The 15,624-nt window shown below is 68.2% G+C and carries 15 protein-coding genes; 7 read left to right on the top strand and 8 right to left on the bottom strand.

All coding sequences use genetic code 11. The annotated features are described in order from the left end of the window. Positions 1-131: 131 nt before the first annotated feature. Positions 132-641, bottom strand: coding sequence for a single-stranded DNA-binding protein (gene ssb / locus EYR15_RS02575; RefSeq protein ID WP_131001297.1), 510 nt, complete (start codon positions 639-641; stop codon positions 132-134). 236 nt (positions 642-877) lie between these two features. On the opposite strand from ssb, the gene uvrA reads away from it, so the two are divergent. From uvrA to EYR15_RS02600, 5 genes are all read left to right on the top strand, one after another. Further along, positions 878-3,949: an excinuclease ABC subunit UvrA gene (uvrA, locus tag EYR15_RS02580; RefSeq protein ID WP_131001298.1), complete on the top strand. Its 3,072-nt coding sequence runs from the start codon at positions 878-880 to the stop codon at positions 3,947-3,949. Between the two features lie 282 nt (positions 3,950-4,231). Then, positions 4,232-4,402 (top strand): DUF1127 domain-containing protein, encoded by a 171-nt coding sequence (locus tag EYR15_RS02585; RefSeq protein ID WP_131001299.1) that lies wholly within the window; start codon positions 4,232-4,234, stop codon positions 4,400-4,402. 850 nt (positions 4,403-5,252) lie between these two features. After that, positions 5,253-6,668: a methylenetetrahydrofolate--tRNA-(uracil(54)-C(5))-methyltransferase (FADH(2)-oxidizing) TrmFO gene (gene trmFO, locus EYR15_RS02590; protein ID WP_131001300.1), complete on the top strand. Its 1,416-nt coding sequence runs from the start codon at positions 5,253-5,255 to the stop codon at positions 6,666-6,668. Then, on the top strand, positions 6,665-6,943 hold the full coding sequence (locus tag EYR15_RS02595; protein WP_131001301.1) for a DUF3253 domain-containing protein: 279 nt from the start codon (positions 6,665-6,667) through the stop codon (positions 6,941-6,943). Before trmFO ends, EYR15_RS02595 begins: the two co-directional genes overlap by 4 nt. Before the next feature lie 55 nt (positions 6,944-6,998). Continuing rightward, a complete protein-coding gene (locus EYR15_RS02600) occupies positions 6,999-7,382 on the top strand; it encodes a thioredoxin family protein (RefSeq protein WP_165455403.1) in 384 nt (127 codons plus the stop codon). A 22-nt stretch (positions 7,383-7,404) separates the two neighbouring features. Here the strand turns inward: EYR15_RS02600 and cckA are convergent, their stop codons facing one another. The 7 genes from cckA to EYR15_RS02635 form a co-directional block, all read right to left on the bottom strand. Further along, a complete protein-coding gene (cckA, locus tag EYR15_RS02605; RefSeq protein WP_131001303.1) occupies positions 7,405-9,957 on the bottom strand; it encodes a cell cycle histidine kinase CckA in 2,553 nt (850 codons plus the stop codon). Between the two features lie 111 nt (positions 9,958-10,068). After that, positions 10,069-11,133: a flagellar biosynthesis protein FlhB gene (gene flhB / locus EYR15_RS02610; protein WP_131001304.1), complete on the bottom strand. Its 1,065-nt coding sequence runs from the start codon at positions 11,131-11,133 to the stop codon at positions 10,069-10,071. Positions 11,134-11,137: 4 nt separating this feature from the next. Next, on the bottom strand, positions 11,138-11,899 hold the full coding sequence (gene fliR / locus EYR15_RS02615; RefSeq protein WP_131001305.1) for a flagellar biosynthetic protein FliR: 762 nt from the start codon (positions 11,897-11,899) through the stop codon (positions 11,138-11,140). 22 nt (positions 11,900-11,921) lie between these two features. Further along, positions 11,922-12,188, bottom strand: a complete 267-nt coding sequence (gene fliQ / locus EYR15_RS02620) for a flagellar biosynthesis protein FliQ (RefSeq protein WP_131001306.1) — start codon at positions 12,186-12,188, stop codon at positions 11,922-11,924. A gap of 16 nt (positions 12,189-12,204) precedes the next feature. Then, complete coding sequence (gene fliE, locus EYR15_RS02625) at positions 12,205-12,525, bottom strand: flagellar hook-basal body complex protein FliE (RefSeq protein ID WP_131001307.1); 321 nt, start codon at positions 12,523-12,525, stop codon at positions 12,205-12,207. 13 nt (positions 12,526-12,538) lie between these two features. Then, positions 12,539-12,949 (bottom strand): flagellar basal body rod protein FlgC, encoded by a 411-nt coding sequence (flgC, locus tag EYR15_RS02630; RefSeq protein WP_131001308.1) that lies wholly within the window; start codon positions 12,947-12,949, stop codon positions 12,539-12,541. 19 nt (positions 12,950-12,968) lie between these two features. Then, positions 12,969-13,352 (bottom strand): flagellar basal-body rod protein FlgB, encoded by a 384-nt coding sequence (locus EYR15_RS02635; protein ID WP_245498107.1) that lies wholly within the window; start codon positions 13,350-13,352, stop codon positions 12,969-12,971. A 272-nt stretch (positions 13,353-13,624) separates the two neighbouring features. On the opposite strand from EYR15_RS02635, the gene EYR15_RS17055 reads away from it, so the two are divergent. Both EYR15_RS17055 and fliP read left to right on the top strand, forming a co-directional pair. Then, positions 13,625-14,860 carry a FliO/MopB family protein gene (locus tag EYR15_RS17055; protein ID WP_245498108.1) on the top strand — a complete coding sequence of 412 codons (1,236 nt, stop codon included), beginning with the start codon at positions 13,625-13,627 and terminating at the stop codon, positions 14,858-14,860. A gap of 14 nt (positions 14,861-14,874) precedes the next feature. After that, entirely contained in the window at positions 14,875-15,624 is a 750-nt protein-coding gene (gene fliP, locus EYR15_RS02645) for a flagellar type III secretion system pore protein FliP (protein WP_382238182.1), read from the top strand.

The following is a 15,624-nucleotide window of genomic DNA, read 5'->3' on the forward strand; positions in this document are numbered from 1 at the left end:
TGGAAAGCCAAACTGCGAAGCGCTTATCCCCGGCCCAAAAACCTATTGATATTCAGGTAGTTACAGGCCAGCGGCATCGCCGCGGCGCTCTGGCGCGCCGAGGCGTCCGCGGCGCAGCCCGCGAGCGCGGCTCAGAACGGGATGTCGTCGTCCATGTCGGAATAGCCGCCGCGTCCGCCGCCGCCGCCCGCGCCTGCCGGCGCAGGCGCGCGGCGCTCGGGCGCCGGGCTCGACCGGCCGAAGCTTTCGCCGCCGCCGCCCTCATAGGCGTTGTCGTCCCCGCCGCCGCCACGGCCGTCGAGCATGGCGAGCTCGCCGCGATAGCGCTGCAGCACGATCTCGGTGGAATACTTCTCGACGCCCGAGGCGTCGGTGTATTTGCGGGTCTGGAGCTGGCCCTCGACATAGACCTTGGAGCCCTTCTTCAGGTAGCTTTCGGCCACCTTCGCCAGGCTCTCGTTGAAGATCACCACCTGGTGCCACTCGGTCTTCTCGCGGCGCTCGCCGGACTGCTTGTCCCGCCAGCTTTCCGAAGTCGCGATCCGAAGATTGACGACCGGCTCGCCGGAATTCAGGCGGCGAACCTCCGGGTCCCTGCCGAGATTTCCGACAAGGATGACCTTGTTCACGCTGCCAGCCATCGCGATCTCCTAAACTTCGAGGCACCACCTTAAACCGATCGCCGCCACGGGTCGCGCCGATGCGTCGCCTTGTCCACAAGCGCGCCTTCAGCCAGTCTGTTCCGGCCCCTGGCGTTTATGTTCTATTTATGTTCTCTATCATTCGCGGAACGAAGCAACAAGACCTCCTTGATCCGCGCGAGGCGCACCCGACTTGAACGACGACCGGCGGCCCTCCCGTCACGGAACGACGCGACATGACGAAGACGACAGCGCGCCCTGCGAACGGGGCCTTGCGCGCAAAGAAGGCTGACGCGAAGGCGAGCGCCGCCGCCAAGCCTTCCGGAAACAAGCCTTCCGGAAAATCGACGCCCGCCGCGAAATCGAGCGCGGCCGCGCTGGAGGCCGCCTTCGACAAGGCCGCTTCGCGCGAGAAGATCGCCCGCGACGCGCGGCAGATCTCGATCCGCGGCGCGCGCGAGCACAATCTCAAAAACGTCGATCTCGACATCCCGCGCGACCAGCTCGTCGTGTTCACGGGCCTGTCAGGCTCCGGCAAATCCTCGCTCGCCTTCGACACGATCTATGCCGAGGGCCAGCGCCGCTATGTCGAGAGCCTCTCAGCCTATGCGCGCCAGTTCCTCGAGATGATGCAGAAGCCGGACGTCGACCAGATCGACGGCCTGTCGCCCGCAATCTCGATCGAGCAGAAGACGACCTCGCGCAACCCGCGCTCGACTGTCGGCACCGTCACCGAAATCTACGACTACATGCGCCTGCTCTGGGCGCGGGTCGGCATCCCCTATTCGCCCGCGACCGGCCTGCCGATCGAGAGCCAGACCGTCAGCCAGATGGTCGATCGGCTGATGGCGCTGCCGGAGGGATCGCGGCTCTATCTGCTCGCCCCCGCCGTGCGCGGCCGCAAAGGCGAGTACCGCAAGGAGATCGCGGAATTCCAGAAGAAGGGTTTTCAGCGCCTCAAGGTGAACGGGACCTATTACGAGATCGCCGACGCGCCGACGCTCGACAAGAAGCTGAAGCACGACATCGACGTGGTGGTGGACCGCGTCGTCATCCGCGGAGACATCGCAAGCCGCCTCGCCGACAGTCTTGAGCAGGCGCTCGCGCTCGCCGACGGCATCGCTATCGCCGAATTCGCGAACGAGACCGACGAGAACGGCGATCCGAAGCGCCTCACCTTCTCCGAAAAATTCGCCTGCCCGGTCTCCGGCTTCACCATCCCCGAGATCGAGCCTCGGCTGTTCTCGTTCAACAACCCGTTCGGCGCCTGCCCGGCCTGCGACGGCCTCGGCACCGAGCTCAGCGTCGACCCCAATCTCGTCGTTCCCGAAGGCGGGATCAGCCTGCGCAAGGGCGCGATCGCGCCGTGGTCGCGCTCGACCTCGCCTTATTACGTCCAGACGCTCGACGCGCTCGCCAAGCATTACGGCTTCTCGCTCTCCACCCAATGGGCGGACCTGCCGGAGAAGGCGAAGAACGTCGTGCTCTACGGCTCGGGCGACGAGAAGGTGCGCTTCGTCTACGACGACGGGCTGCGGTCGTACGAGACCGTGAAGACCTTCGAGGGCGTCGTCCGCAATCTGGAGCGGCGCTGGAAGGAGACCGAGAGCGACTGGTCCCGCGAGGAGATCGGCCGCTACATGTCGGACGTGCCCTGCCTGGTCTGCGAGGGCTTTCGGCTGAAGCCCGAGGCGCTCGCCGTGCGCGTCTCCGACAGCCATATCGGCCGGGCGTCGCAGCTGTCGGTGAAGGCCGCGCACGCCTGGTTCGAGGACCTGCCGAACCATCTGACGGATAAGCAGAACGAGATCGCCTATCGGATCCTCAAGGAGATCCGCGACCGTCTGCGCTTCCTTGTCGACGTCGGGCTGGAATATCTCACGCTCGCCCGCGGCTCCGGCTCGCTGTCCGGCGGCGAGAGCCAGCGCATCCGGCTCGCCAGCCAGATCGGCTCGGGGCTGACGGGGGTACTCTACGTGCTCGACGAGCCCTCGATCGGCCTGCACCAGCGCGACAATGAACGGCTGCTCGGCACGCTGGAGCGGCTGCGCGACCTCGGCAACACAGTGATCGTCGTCGAGCACGACGAGGACGCGATCCGGCTCGCGGACTACGTGGTGGATGTCGGCCCCGGCGCGGGCGTGCATGGCGGCGAGATCGTCGCGCGCGGCACGCCCGAAGAGGTGATGGCGAACCCGAACAGCCTGACCGGGCAGTATCTCACCGGTGTCCGTGAAGTGCGCACGCCGACCCGCCGCCGGCCGTTCGACAAGAAGAAGACGCTGAAGGTGGTCGGCGCGCGCGCCAACAACCTCAAGGACGTCACGGCGGAAGTGCCGCTCGCGACCTTCACCTGCGTGACCGGCGTGTCCGGCGGCGGCAAGTCGACCCTGCTGATCGACACCGTGTTCAAGGCCGCCGCCCGCAAGCTCAACGGCGCGAACGAGAATCCCGGTGCGCATGAGCGGATCGAGGGTTTTGAGCATCTCGACAAGGTCATCGACATCGACCAGTCGCCGATCGGCCGCACGCCGCGCTCGAACCCTGCGACCTATATCGGCGCGTTCACCCCGATCCGCGACTGGTACGCCGGCCTACCCGAGTCCAAGGCGCGCGGCTATATGCCGGGCCGGTTCTCGTTCAACGTGAAGGGCGGCCGCTGCGAGGCCTGCCAGGGCGACGGCGTCATCAAGATCGAGATGCACTTCCTGCCGGACGTCTACGTCACCTGCGACGTCTGCAAGGGTAAGCGCTACGACCGCGAGACTCTCGAAGTCGTCTACAAGAACAAGTCGATCGCCGACGTGCTCGACATGACGGTCGACGAGGCCGTCATATTCTTCAAGGCCGTCCCCTCGATCCGCGAGAAGATGGAGACGCTCGCGCGCGTCGGTCTCGGCTACGTCAAGGTCGGTCAGCAGGCGACGACCCTGTCCGGCGGCGAGGCGCAGCGCGTCAAGCTGTCCAAGGAGCTGTCCCGCCGGGCGACCGGCCGCACGCTCTACATCCTCGACGAGCCGACCACGGGCCTGCATTTCCACGACGTCGCCAAGCTGCTCGAAGTGCTCCACCAGTTGGTGGACCAAGGCAATACGGTCGCGGTGATCGAGCACAATCTCGAGGTCATCAAGACCGCTGACTGGGTCATCGACATGGGCCCCGAGGGCGGCGATGGCGGCGGCATGGTGGTTGGGACCGGCACGCCGGAGCAGATCGCCAAGAACAAGGGCAGCCATACCGGCCGATTCCTCGCCGAGGTGCTGGCGCGCCGCCCCGCAGGGGCGGCGATGAAGGACGCCGCGGAGTGATCGGGCGCGCATGATCAACGTGGCGTCGTGATGCTTTATTAGGCGCACCGCCGCCATCGGTCGCTGCGGCGCCTCTTTCCGAATTATGACTGATTTTTGAACAGATCGTCGCTGTTAACGATCTGGTTACCGCCCATGTCTGGCGCGCATCGCAGCAATGTCTGCATAGGAATTGCGCAGAAGCGTCGTCCACCCCCATATGCGCGTCACGATGCTGCGGCGTCGCTTTCCTGCGCAAGGGGCGCGGAAGGGGTCCTACGCCGCGAACTTTGGACGACGAAAATGCTGTTCTGGTCCTTCCTCCTCAAGCGGTACCAGGTCTGGAAGATCTACCGCTCGACCTATGCCGAGCTCGCAAATCTCGACGACCGCACGCTCGCCGACATCAATGTCGGCCGCAGCGAGATCGCCGCCATCTCGCGCCGCGCGGCGCTCCGGGCCGTCGCCGCTTGAGCGGCGCCGGTCTTCCGAACTGAAAAGCCCCGGCCCCGCCGGGGCTTTTTTCGTTTTGAGGCGGCGCGCCAACGACGTGGAGGTGGCGGCCTCGCGCCTAAGCCCGTCATCCCGGCCGAGGCATCAGCCGAGAGCCGGGATCGTCTCCAGGATGAAGCGCCCCTTTTTGACGACGATCCCGGCTCGGCCTGACGGCCGTCCGGGATGACGGTTGAGAGCGAAACGTCGAGCACGCCACGTCTCGCTGCAGCGTTCAAGGAATATAGTCCTTGACATTCATCCCCTCTTATGATCCTCTGTGCTCGCTTCTCCCCGTCGGAAGGCGTGTCCGGACCGGCCGGCCATGCGGGGATGAAGGCGGCGCCTGCGGCGGGGATGACCGGATGTCCTCGCCCCGGGGCGGCTGCCGCAGCGCCTCGGCGGAGGTTCGCTTCCGCCAACGTGACGAGACCGCCCCGCACTAAGACGGGGAGCCGGCCATGCCGGCGGGATCGTGTGGCGGCGAGGGTTTCGAACGCCGGCTCCAAAGGCCGGAGGACGAAGTCTTCGCCCGAGGCCGAGCCTCATCGGGTTCGGTCGGGAAAGCCGCAAGGTCCCGGAGTCGTCTGCGGAGTTCGCAAAAATGCCGTGCGTGGAGCGCCGGGCGACCGGCAACTACTCTACCCCCCTGACGGTGGCCCGGCGCTCCCGCGCTTCCCATCAGACTTCGCTGTTTGACCAGCGCTGGACGAGGGCTTTCCGGGCTGCCGGAGGATTTCGCGCGTCCGCGCCACGACGCCTTCGTCATCCTGGGCTGCCCCCGGGATGACGAAGGTGTTCCCGCTTGCCAAACATCGCTAGGTTCCGCCGCATGAGCACCAAACCCATCCACGTCGTCGGCGGCGGTCTTGCGGGCAGCGAGGCGGCCTGGGCGCTGGCCAGCGTCGGCGTCCCCGTCATCCTGCACGAAATGCGTCCCGCGCGCGGGACCGAGGCGCACCAGACGGACTCGCTGGCCGAACTCGTCTGCTCCAACTCTTTCCGTTCCGACGATGCCGAGCAGAACGCGGTCGGCCTGCTGCATCAGGAGATGCGCTCGCTCGGCTCGCTCGTGATGCGGGCGGCGGACGCCAACCAGGTGCCGGCCGGCGGCGCGCTCGCGGTGGATAGGCACGGCTTTTCGGCGGCCGTCACGCAGGCGCTCGAAGACCACCCGCTGGTGACGATCGTCCGCGAAGAAGTCTCCGGTCTGCCGCCGGAGGATTGGGGCGACGCCATCGTCGCGACCGGCCCCCTCACCTCGCCGGCGCTGGCGGAGGCGGTGCGCGCGCTCACCGGCGAGGACGACCTCGCCTTTTTCGACGCGATCGCCCCGGTGGTCCACGCCGACAGCATCGATCGCTCGATCGCGTGGGCGCAGTCGCGCTACGACAAGGTCGGACCGGGCGGCACCGGCGCGGACTATTTGAATTGCCCGCTGAACAAGGAGCAGTACGAGGCTTTCGTCGCGGGGCTCGTGTCCGGCGAAAAGGTCTCGTTCAAGCAATGGGAGGCCACGACCCCCTATTTCGACGGCTGCCTGCCTGTCGAGGTCATGGCGGAGCGCGGGCCGGAGACGCTGCGCCACGGCCCGATGAAGCCGATGGGCCTCACCAACGCGCACAAACCTGAGGAGAAGGCCTACGCCGTCGTCCAGCTCCGGCAGGACAATGCGCTCGGCACGCTGTTCAACATGGTCGGCTTTCAGACCAAGCTGAAGCACGCCGAGCAGGTCAGGCTGTTCCGCACCATTCCGGGGCTGGAGAACGCCGAGTTCGCGCGGCTCGGCGGTCTGCACCGCAACACCTATCTCAACGCGCCGAAACTGCTCGACCGCACGCTCAGGCTAAAAGCGCTGCCGAGGCTTCGTTTTGCCGGCCAGATCACGGGCTGCGAGGGCTATGTGGAGAGCGCGGCAATCGGCATCCTCGTCGGCCGCTTCGCCGCGGCCGAGGCGCTTGGCCGGCATGCCTCCTCGCCGCCCTTGACCACCGCGCTCGGCGCTTTGCTCGGCCACATCACCGGCGGCCATCTCGCGGTCGAAAGCGAAGGCCCAAAGAGCTATCAGCCGATGAACGTCAATTTCGGGCTGTTCCCGCCGGTCGAAGAGCCGATCCGGGCGCCCGACGGCGGGCGCGTTCGCGGCGCGGCCAAGACGCAGGCGAAGAAGCGCATGCTGACCGACCGCGCCCGCGCCGATCTCGCGCGCTGGCTTGACGGAGCGCCGTGGGCCGAGGCCGCGGAATGAGCGAGACGATCGAGGATCTGGTGCTGCGGCTCGCGACCGAGCGAGGTCTGGGCAAGACGATCTGCCCGACAGAAGCCGCGCGGGCGGCGGCCGAGCAGCGTGGCGAGGACGATTGGCACGGCCGGCTTGGAGGCGTGAAGGCTGCGGCCGTCAGGCTCGCCAAGCGCGGCGCGGTCGCGATCTACCGCAAGGGCAAGCCGGTCGACCCGGACGATTTCCGCGGCGTCTACCGCATCGGCCTGCCGAAGCCGCCGGATGATTCCTCGACGGAGTGACGCGGAGGCGAGCCGGCTGCGTATCCCGTCTGGTGTCAGACATTGGAGGTTCGCCGTGTTCAAAAGCCGTCATGCATTCGCCGCCGCGCTCGCGGCCGTCGCCCTGTCCGTCGCGCCCGCGCTGTCGGAGCCGTTCTCGCAGCCGAAATTCGACGCCGCGATGAAGGCCGGCGCGCCCATCGTCGTCCATGTCAACGCCACTTGGTGCCCGACCTGCATGATGCAGAAGCCCGTGCTGTCGAAGCTCCTGAGCGAGGATCGCTACGGCAAGTTCAGGGAGTTCGTGGTGGATTACGACCAGGGCAAGGACACGATGCGCGCGCTGAAAGCGCCCGACCGCAGCACCATCATCGTGTTCGCCAAGGGGAAGGAGACCGGCCGCGGCGTCGGCGACGTGTCGGAGGCTTCGGTATCGAGCCTCTTGAACACCGGGCTCTGAGGCGCGTGCCGTCAGGCCGGCCTCAGCCCTCCGACTCCATCGTGTCCTTTACCGCTTGCACCAACTGCTTCAGCGAGAACGGCTTTGGCAGGAAGGCGAAGGTCTCGCCCTCGGGCAGGTTCTTCTTGAAGGCGTCTTCGGCGTAGCCCGAAACGAAGATGATCTTGAGGTCGGGCTGCGTCTTGCGAAGCTCGCGCAGCAGGCTCGGGCCGTCCATCTCGGGCATTACGACGTCGGAGACCACGAGCTCGATCGAGGGCCCATGCTCCTTCATGCGCTCGAGCGCCTCGACGCCGGAATTGGCCTCGATCACGGTGTAGCCGCGGGAGGCCAGCGCTCGGGAGCCAAAGGCGCGCACGGCGTCCTCGTCTTCGACCAGCAGCACGGTCCCGCGGCCGGTCATGTCCTGCGCGGAAGCGGCGGCGGAGGCCGCCGCCGTCGGCTTGGCGTCCTCCGCCTCAACCCCGGTAAAGCGCGGCAGCAGGATGCGGAAGGTGGCGCCCTTGCCCGGCTCCGACAGCGCGAAGACATAGCCGTCGGTCTGCTTGACGATGCCGTAGACCGTCGAGAGGCCGAGACCGGTGCCCTTGCCGACCTCCTTGGTGGAGAAGAACGGCTCGAAGATCTTGTCGAGGATCTCCGGCGGAATGCCGGGGCCGGTGTCCTCCACGTCGATCAGCACGTAGTCGCCCGGCGTCAGTTCGACGTCGCCGAAGGAGGGAACCTCGCTCGCCGGCACGTTGCGCGTCCGCACGGTGACAAGCCCGCCGGCGTCGCCCATCGCGTCGCGGGCGTTGACCACGAGATTGATGATCACCTGCTCGAACTGGTTGAGGTCCGCCTTCACCTTCCAGAGGTCGCGGCCGTGGACGAGCTCAAGCTTGACGTTCTCGCCGACGAGCCGAGCCAGCAGCATGCGGACGTCCGCCAGCACGTCGCCAAGCGCGATGACCTGCGGGCGCAGCGTCTGGCGGCGGGAGAAGGCGAGCAGTTGGCGGACCAGGCTCGCCGCCCGGTTCGCGTTCTGCTTGATTTGCATGATGTCCTGGAAGGACGGATCGGTCGGCCGGTGGTTCGCGAGCAGCAGGTCGGAATAGCCGATGATCGCAGTGAGCACGTTGTTGAAGTCGTGCGCGACGCCACCGGCGAGCTGGCCGACCGCGGTCATCTTCTGGCTTTGCGCGAACTTCGCCTCCAGCGCCCGCTGGTCGGTGGTGTCGAGCGCGTAGACGACGGCCGCCTCGTGATCGTCGCCCTCGCCGTCGTCGACGCGCGCCACGAACAGCCTCGCCGAGCGGCCGACCTCACCCGGCAGCGTGACGTCGACCGGCGGCACGTCGCCAGCCCCGCCGGCGGCGGCGGCGATCGCCGCCTCGATGACGGTGCGGTCGCGCTGCTCGGCGAAGACGCTGGCGATCATGCGCTCAGCGCCGCCTTCGCCGCGCAGCCGGTCGCCGAAGAGCTTAGCGAAGGGCGCGTTCGTTCGCAGCACCCGGCCTCGGGCGTCGACGGTCGCGATCGCGAGCGGCGTGTTGTTGAAGAAACGCGCGAACCGCACTTCCGCCGCGCGCAGCGGCTCGGAGACGTCTGCGCCCGGGCCCCGGTCGAGCACCAGAGTGCGCGAGGCGCCCGGCGTCCCGTCGGCCGAGAAGGCGACGGCGTGGAGCAGGCGCGCGGGCAGCGAACGTCCGCCGCGGGTTCGGAGGTCGACGTCGATGATCTCGGTCGTGGTGGCGCCCGGCGTGGGCTGAACCTGCTCGACGAGCGACGCGCCGTCGCCCGCCAGCACGTCGCTCAGCTTCAGCGAGCCCGCGCCGACGCGCGTCAGGTCCTGGTCGAGCCAGCCCGCGAGCGTGGCGTTCATGTAGACGATCGAGCCGTCGCCCTCGGCCGCGAAGAAGCCGGCCGGCGCGTGATCGAGGAAGTCGACGGCGTGCTGCAGCTCCTGGAAGACATTCTCGTGCCGCTCACGCTCGGCCGTTACGTCGGCGAGCGTCCAGACGGTCTCGAGCCCGCCGGCGCCGGGCCGCGCCACCGGTCGTACGCCGATGCGGAACCAGGCGGCCTGTCCCTCGGGCAGCGTCGCCCGCGCCTCCTCGAAGGCGCGCTTTCCGGCCCGCGCGGCCTGCGCCAGGCGGTAGATCGCCTCGGCGACGTCGGCGTTGCCCGCGAAGACGCGCTCGACGGTGCGGGCCGCGGCGGCGTTCTCGGCCCGGGTCAGATCGAGATAGGCTTCGTTCGCGAAAACGATGCGTCCGCCCTCGTCGGTGACGAGCACGCCTTCTTCGGCGGTGGCGGCGATGGCGCGGGCGAGGTCGTCCCGGCCTCCGCCGCGGGCGAACTGGATCAGCCCGAGCGCGCCGGCGAACAGCGCGAAGACGCCGACGACCGAGAGCGCCGCGAGCAGCGCGAGGATCCAGGACTGAGCCGCCTCGTCCTGCAGGAAGGAGATCGCGAGGCCTGCCCCGACCAAAGCGGACGCCAGCAGCAGGACGAGCGCGACCGATCCGGGCCTGCCGCTACGATCGATCGGCGGCTCGGCGGCCATACGCTCACCCTCGGCGACGCTGCTCATACTTCCTCACGGACGGCGATTCGGCGTGAGCCGGCGCCGATCGGAACCATGCTGCGCCACGGTGCAGGATTCAACAGGCTGAACGCCTCATCCAACAGGGACTTGAGGCGGTCACCGCCGGCTCTTGCGGCGCATGACGAAGCCGATGACCTCGGCGACCGCCTTGTAGTGCTCGGCCGGAATCTCCCGGTCGATCTCGATGGCGGCGTGAAGCGAGCGCGCGAGCGGCGGGTTTTCCACAACCGCGACGCCCGCCTCCTCGGCGACCCGGCGTATCCGGAGCGCGACGGCGTCGACGCCCTTCGCTACGCAGAGCGGCGCGCTCATGCCGGACTCGTATTTGAGCGCGACGGCGTAGTGGGTCGGGTTGGCGATCACCACGGTTGCGCTCGGCACCGCCGCCATCATGCGCTTCTTGGAGCGCTCCAAGCGGATGCGCCGGATGCGGCCTTTCACATGCGGGTCGCCTTCCTGCTGCTTGTGCTCCTCCTTGACCTCCTGAAGCGTCATCATCAGGCGCTGGCGCCAGCGATGGCGTTGCCAGAGGTAGTCGGCCATCGCGATCGCGGCGAACACGCCGGCGGCCGAGGCCAGCACGCGCAGCGCAAGCGAATTCAGCGCCGGCAGAAGCGTTTCGACGTCGGCGTCCGTCATCGCCGCGAGGCGGCTGCGCTCGGGCCAAAGCACGAGCGTGATGACCGTGCCGACAATTCCGAGCTTGAGCAGGCCCTTGAGGAAGTTGACGAGGCTTTCCGGCGAGAACAGCCGCTTGAAGCCGGCGATCGGCGACACCTTCGAGAACTTGGGCGCGAGCGCCTCGGTGGTGATCTGGAAGGGGTGCTGAACGACATTCGCGGCGATCGCGGCGACCGCCAGCAACAGCATCGGCAAAGCGAGCGCAGCGCCGATCGCGAGCCCGAGGCCTCCGGCCATGTTGATCAGCGCAGGTCCGTCGAGCGCGAAGGTCTGCGGCCGCTGCAGGAACATCGCCAGCGTCGGCTTCAGACTGGAGGCGGCCGATCCGCCGAAGGCGGACAGCGCAAGCGTCGAGGCGGCTAGGCCGAACCAGACGTTGATCTCCTGGCTCTTCGCGACGTCGCCGCGCTTGGCGGCGTCCTCGATCTTCTTGCGTGTCGGTTCTTCTGTCTTTTCGCCGCCGCTCTCGCTCTCGGCCATCGCATCAGCCTCCGGCGATCGCGCGCAGCGAGTCGCCGACGCTGCCGAGAAACACGCTCATCAGAACGCCGATCACGAGAGCGAGCAGCGCAAAGCCGGCGATCAGCGTCAGCGGCGAGGCGATGAAGAACACCTGCAGCTGCGGCATGAGCCGCGACAGGACGCCGAGCCCCAGATTGAAGATCATGCCGAAGACGAGAAACGGCGCGGAGATCTGGACGCCGATCCGGAAGGCGTCCTCGACCGAGCGGACGGCCAGCGCGGCGGCGTCGCCCGTCGCGGGAAACGCGCCCGGCTTAAAGGCGTCGTAGCTCGCGCCGATCGCGCCGATCGCGAGGTGGTGCAGGTCGGTGGCGAAGATCAGCGAGACGCCGACCAGCGTCAGGAAGGTGCCGACGATCGCGCTCTGCTGCCCTTGCGTCGGGTCGACCGTCATGACGAAGGCGAGGCCGAGTTGGTTCGCGATGACGTTGCCGGCGACCGAAAGCGCCGACATCGCGAAGCGCGCGACGAAGCCGAGCGCGAGGCCGACCGCGAGTTCGGAAATCGCCATGCCGATCAGGCCGACCGCGTTCGCGGCGTCGACCTGATAAAGCGGGCGGGCGAAGGGGAAGAACACGAAGGCGAGCAGCACCGCGATCGTCAGCCGGAAGCGGGCGGAGACGTTCTGCTCGCCGATGCCCGGCAGCAGCATCACGAGAGCGCCAACGCGCGCGAGCACCAGCAGGAAGGCCGCGACCTCGTTCGGCAGCAGATCGAAGGTCATCGGCCCGCCCCGGAGCGGCGCATCACCCGCCGGCGACGATCCGTCCGGCGATCCGCGCCATATGCGCCGCCATGGCGTCGCCCATGAAGGGCAGCGCGATCAGCATGGCGACGAACAGCGCGAGGATCTTAGGGACGAAGACGAGGGTCGTCTCCTGGATCTGCGTGAGCGCCTGGATGAGCGAGACCGCGACGCCGACGACCAGCGTGACGACCATCAATGGCCCGCCCACTTTGAGGATGGTCCACAGTGCGTCGCGGGCGACGTCGAGGATTTCGGGAGCGTTCATGGGACTGGCCTTCAGATCAGATCGGCATCCGCATGATTTCCTCATAGGCCGCGATCACCTTGTCACGGACGCTGACGAGAGTATCCAAGGCGAGTTCGCTCTCGGCCACCGCCGTCACGACGTCGACGACGTCGGATTTGCCGCCGGTCACCGCCTGCATCGCCTGCGCGTCGGTCGCCCGGCCCTGCTCGGCCATGCCCGCGAGCGACTTCTCTAGCATCTCGCCGAAGCCGCCGCCGGCTTTCTGGGCCGCGGCCGCGCCGCCGCCCGTGGTCGCGGAGCCGATGAGGTTCGCAATGCTCGCATAGGCGCCGGCGGCGGAGACGGGGCTCGCCATGGATCAGTTCCCTTCAGGCCTTGAGGATGTCGAGAGTGCGCGAGATCATCCGCCGCGCAGCGCCGACCATGTTGAGGTTCGCTTCGTAGCTCCTCTGCGCGTCGCGCATGTCGGTCTGTTCGATCAGCGAATCGACGTTTGGCAGCCGGACGTTGCCGCTGGCGTCCGCCATCGGGTTGCCGGGTTCGTGGCGGACGCGGAAGTCCGACTGGTCGCGCTGGACCTTGCCGAGCGTCACCACCTGCGCGGAGAGCTCGCTGTGGAAGTCGGACTTCAGCGTCGGCACCTTGCGGCGATAGGGATCGGCGCCGACGGTCTTCGCGGTCGAATCGGCGTTCGCGATGTTCTCGGCGATGATCCGCATGCGGCCTGCCTGGGCCTTGAGCCCGGCTGCGGCGACGCCGATCGCGCGATTGAGGTCCATGGTCTAGCGGCTCCGGGACTCAGCGCCGCCCGAGCGCGGTGCGGATGAGGCCGAGGCTCTTCTGGTAGAGCATCGTCGCCATCTGATGATCCATTTGGTTCTGGGACGCCTTCATCATCTGTTCTTCGAGGACGACGGTGTTGCCGTCCGGCGTGCGCTCGAAGCCGTCCGCGGAGCGCGACCGAGGGTCGCCGCCGGCGCTCGCGAGCGTCAGATGCCTGGGGTCGGTCTGGCTCGGAATGACGAAGGAGGCGGGGTCGTCGATCGGCTTCAGCTCGCTCGCCCGGAAGCCCGGAGTGGCTGCATTCGCGACGTTTTCCGCCAGCAGACCCTGGCGCGCCTCATGCCAGCGCATCTTCGTCTTCAGCGCCGCGAACAGCGGCGGCTCGACCGATCCGACCACGACACGCCTCCCTTCGGCGAAGAAGTTCGGAGCTTCGGACGCGGCGCGGCCAAGGCTCGGCTTTTCGCGGATTGCGCGTCCGCCCGGCAAAATCTGCCGCCTTCAGGGTTAACGAGCGGTTAAGAACGGCAAGTTTCCGTTCACCTTGCTCGTGACTTTGGCTATGAGGAACAGGCGGGTCACTGTTCATGACTCGCAAGCGTTCGAGCGGGTCGCCGTCTTCGGAGGCCGCTCCCGGCCGCTCCGCGCTTTCGAGAGTGAGGTTAGATCGCGTGTTCGACCAGGTCCTCGGCGGCGTCCCGACGCCTCTCAAGCTGTTCATCGCCCTTGCGATCGTCATCGCGCTGATCGTGATCGCCGCGTGGCTGACCAAGCGTTTCGGCGGCCAGCGGCTCGGCGCCGCCGCGCTGTCCGGGCGCTCCCGCCAGCCCCGACTGGGCGTCCTCGACGTGCTCGCCGTCGATGGCCGCCGCCGTCTGGTGATCGTGCGGCGGGACAATGTCGAGCATCTCGTGATGATCGGCGGCCCGAACGATCTCGTGGTCGAAAGCGGCATCCTGCGGGTTCCCGCCAATGCGCCGGCGCAGCGCGAGCCGCAGCTGGGCCCCGTTGCGCCGGAACCGGTCGCGCCGCGCGCGACGCCGCCGCAGCCCACGCCGCCGCTGCCGCCGCGCCCCGCGCCGCTGCCGAGCGCACCGCAGCTTCGCCCCGTCGACCAGCCCGTGCGCGCGCCACGGTCCGTCGAGGCGCCGCCGATTGTGCCGTCTCCGTCGGTGACGATTCCGGTCGCCCCGCCGCCCCCTCCCTCCAAGGGCCCTGCCGCGCCCAGGCCCGCGCCGGTCGTCACCGCGCCGACGGTCTCCGTCCCGGCCTCTAAGCCGACCACGCCCGCGCCTGCGGCTCCGCCTTCGCCGCCCGAGAATGCGCCGGCCAAGCCTTCGGCGAGCCCTGCGCCTTCCGCGAGCGTGGCTCCTGCGCCGATCCCGACGCCTGCCGCCGCCGAGACGCCGGCCGAGCCGCGGCCGGCAGCGCGCCCGCTCGTCGCGGCCGGCGCGACATCCGCCGCTTCGGCTGCGATCGCCGCGGCGCCATCCAAAGCCGGAATTGCAAGCCCGTCCGACATCGCGGAGCGGCTCGCCGCTGCTTTGAAGCGGCCGATCTCCGCGCAGTCCCGCGCTCCGCTGGCGGCGGCGCCGAAGCCCGAACCGAAGGCCGCGGAGACGTCGGCGGCCGCCACGGCGGAACCGGCCAAACCCGAACTCGGCCAGACCGAGGCGAAGGCGGCGGATGAGGCAGAGCTCGACGCCCAGGCCGAGACGCCTGAAGCAGACGCCGGAGCGCCTGAAGTCACTGTGCCGTCGAAGGACGCCGAGGACAGCCCCGCCCCTGAGGTCAAGCCGGAGCCACGGGCTGAGGCGGAGTCTCAGGCCGACGGCGAAGACCCGTTCTCGCTCGAAGCCGACCTCGCGGCGCTGCTCGGCCGGGACATGGGCAAGGCCAAGAGCTGACGGAGGCCGGCCCCGTGCCGCGCTCTGTACCGCGACTCAAGTTCGCCGCCGCCGGCGGGCTGACCTTCGCCGCGGCGTTTCTCTTCGGCCTGCCCGCGGTCGCGCAGACCATGACGCTCGACCTCGGCACGGGCGGCGTCAGCGAACGCGCGCTCCAGATCGTCGCGCTCATCACGGTCCTGAGCCTCGCGCCGTCGATCCTGGTGATGATCACCAGCTTCACCCGGATCGTCGTGGTCCTCTCGCTGCTCCGGACTGCGATCGGCACGCAGACGGCGCCGCCCAACTCCGTCGTCACGGCGCTCGCGCTGTTCCTCACCGCCTTCGTAATGGCTCCGACCTTCCAGGCGTCCTACGATCAGGGCATCGCGCCGCGCATCGCCGGGCAGATCGACGACACGACGGCCTTCCAGCGCGGCATGGCGCCGTTCCGCACCTTCATGCTCGGCCATGTCCGCGAGAAGGACCTCGCGCTGTTCCAGGACCTCTCCCGCGAGCCGCGGCCGGAGACGGCGGAGCAGGTGTCGCTGCGCGTCCTCGTCCCGTCCTTCATGATCTCCGAGCTCCGGCGGGCCTTCGAGATCGGCTTCCTGCTGTTCGTGCCCTTCCTCGTCATCGACCTCGTGGTCGCCTCGGTGCTGATGTCGATGGGCATGATGATGCTGCCGCCGGCGATCGTGTCGCTGCCGTTCAAGCTGATCTTCTTCGTGCTGGTTGACGGCTGGAACCTGGTCGCCGGCAGCCTCGTGCAGAGCTACGGCTGA

The organism is Hansschlegelia quercus (assembly GCF_004310425.1).
GTDB classification, from domain to species: Bacteria; Pseudomonadota; Alphaproteobacteria; order Rhizobiales; family Methylopilaceae; genus Methylopila; species Methylopila quercus.

What these genes read in the sequence shown, in the direction of transcription:
- ssb (WP_131001297.1), bottom strand. Translation starts at nt 641, where the DNA reads ATGGCTGGCAGCGTGAACAAGGTCATCCTTGTCGGAAATCTCGGCAGG.
- uvrA (WP_131001298.1), top strand. Translation starts at nt 878, where the DNA reads ATGACGAAGACGACAGCGCGCCCTGCGAACGGGGCCTTGCGCGCAAAG.
- EYR15_RS02585 (WP_131001299.1), top strand. Translation starts at nt 4,232, where the DNA reads ATGCTGTTCTGGTCCTTCCTCCTCAAGCGGTACCAGGTCTGGAAGATC.
- trmFO (WP_131001300.1), top strand. Translation starts at nt 5,253, where the DNA reads ATGAGCACCAAACCCATCCACGTCGTCGGCGGCGGTCTTGCGGGCAGC.
- EYR15_RS02595 (WP_131001301.1), top strand. Translation starts at nt 6,665, where the DNA reads ATGAGCGAGACGATCGAGGATCTGGTGCTGCGGCTCGCGACCGAGCGA.
- cckA (WP_131001303.1), bottom strand. Translation starts at nt 9,957, where the DNA reads ATGAGCAGCGTCGCCGAGGGTGAGCGTATGGCCGCCGAGCCGCCGATC.
- flhB (WP_131001304.1), bottom strand. Translation starts at nt 11,133, where the DNA reads ATGGCCGAGAGCGAGAGCGGCGGCGAAAAGACAGAAGAACCGACACGC.
- fliR (WP_131001305.1), bottom strand. Translation starts at nt 11,899, where the DNA reads ATGACCTTCGATCTGCTGCCGAACGAGGTCGCGGCCTTCCTGCTGGTG.
- fliQ (WP_131001306.1), bottom strand. Translation starts at nt 12,188, where the DNA reads ATGAACGCTCCCGAAATCCTCGACGTCGCCCGCGACGCACTGTGGACC.
- fliE (WP_131001307.1), bottom strand. Translation starts at nt 12,525, where the DNA reads ATGGCGAGCCCCGTCTCCGCCGCCGGCGCCTATGCGAGCATTGCGAAC.
- flgC (WP_131001308.1), bottom strand. Translation starts at nt 12,949, where the DNA reads ATGGACCTCAATCGCGCGATCGGCGTCGCCGCAGCCGGGCTCAAGGCC.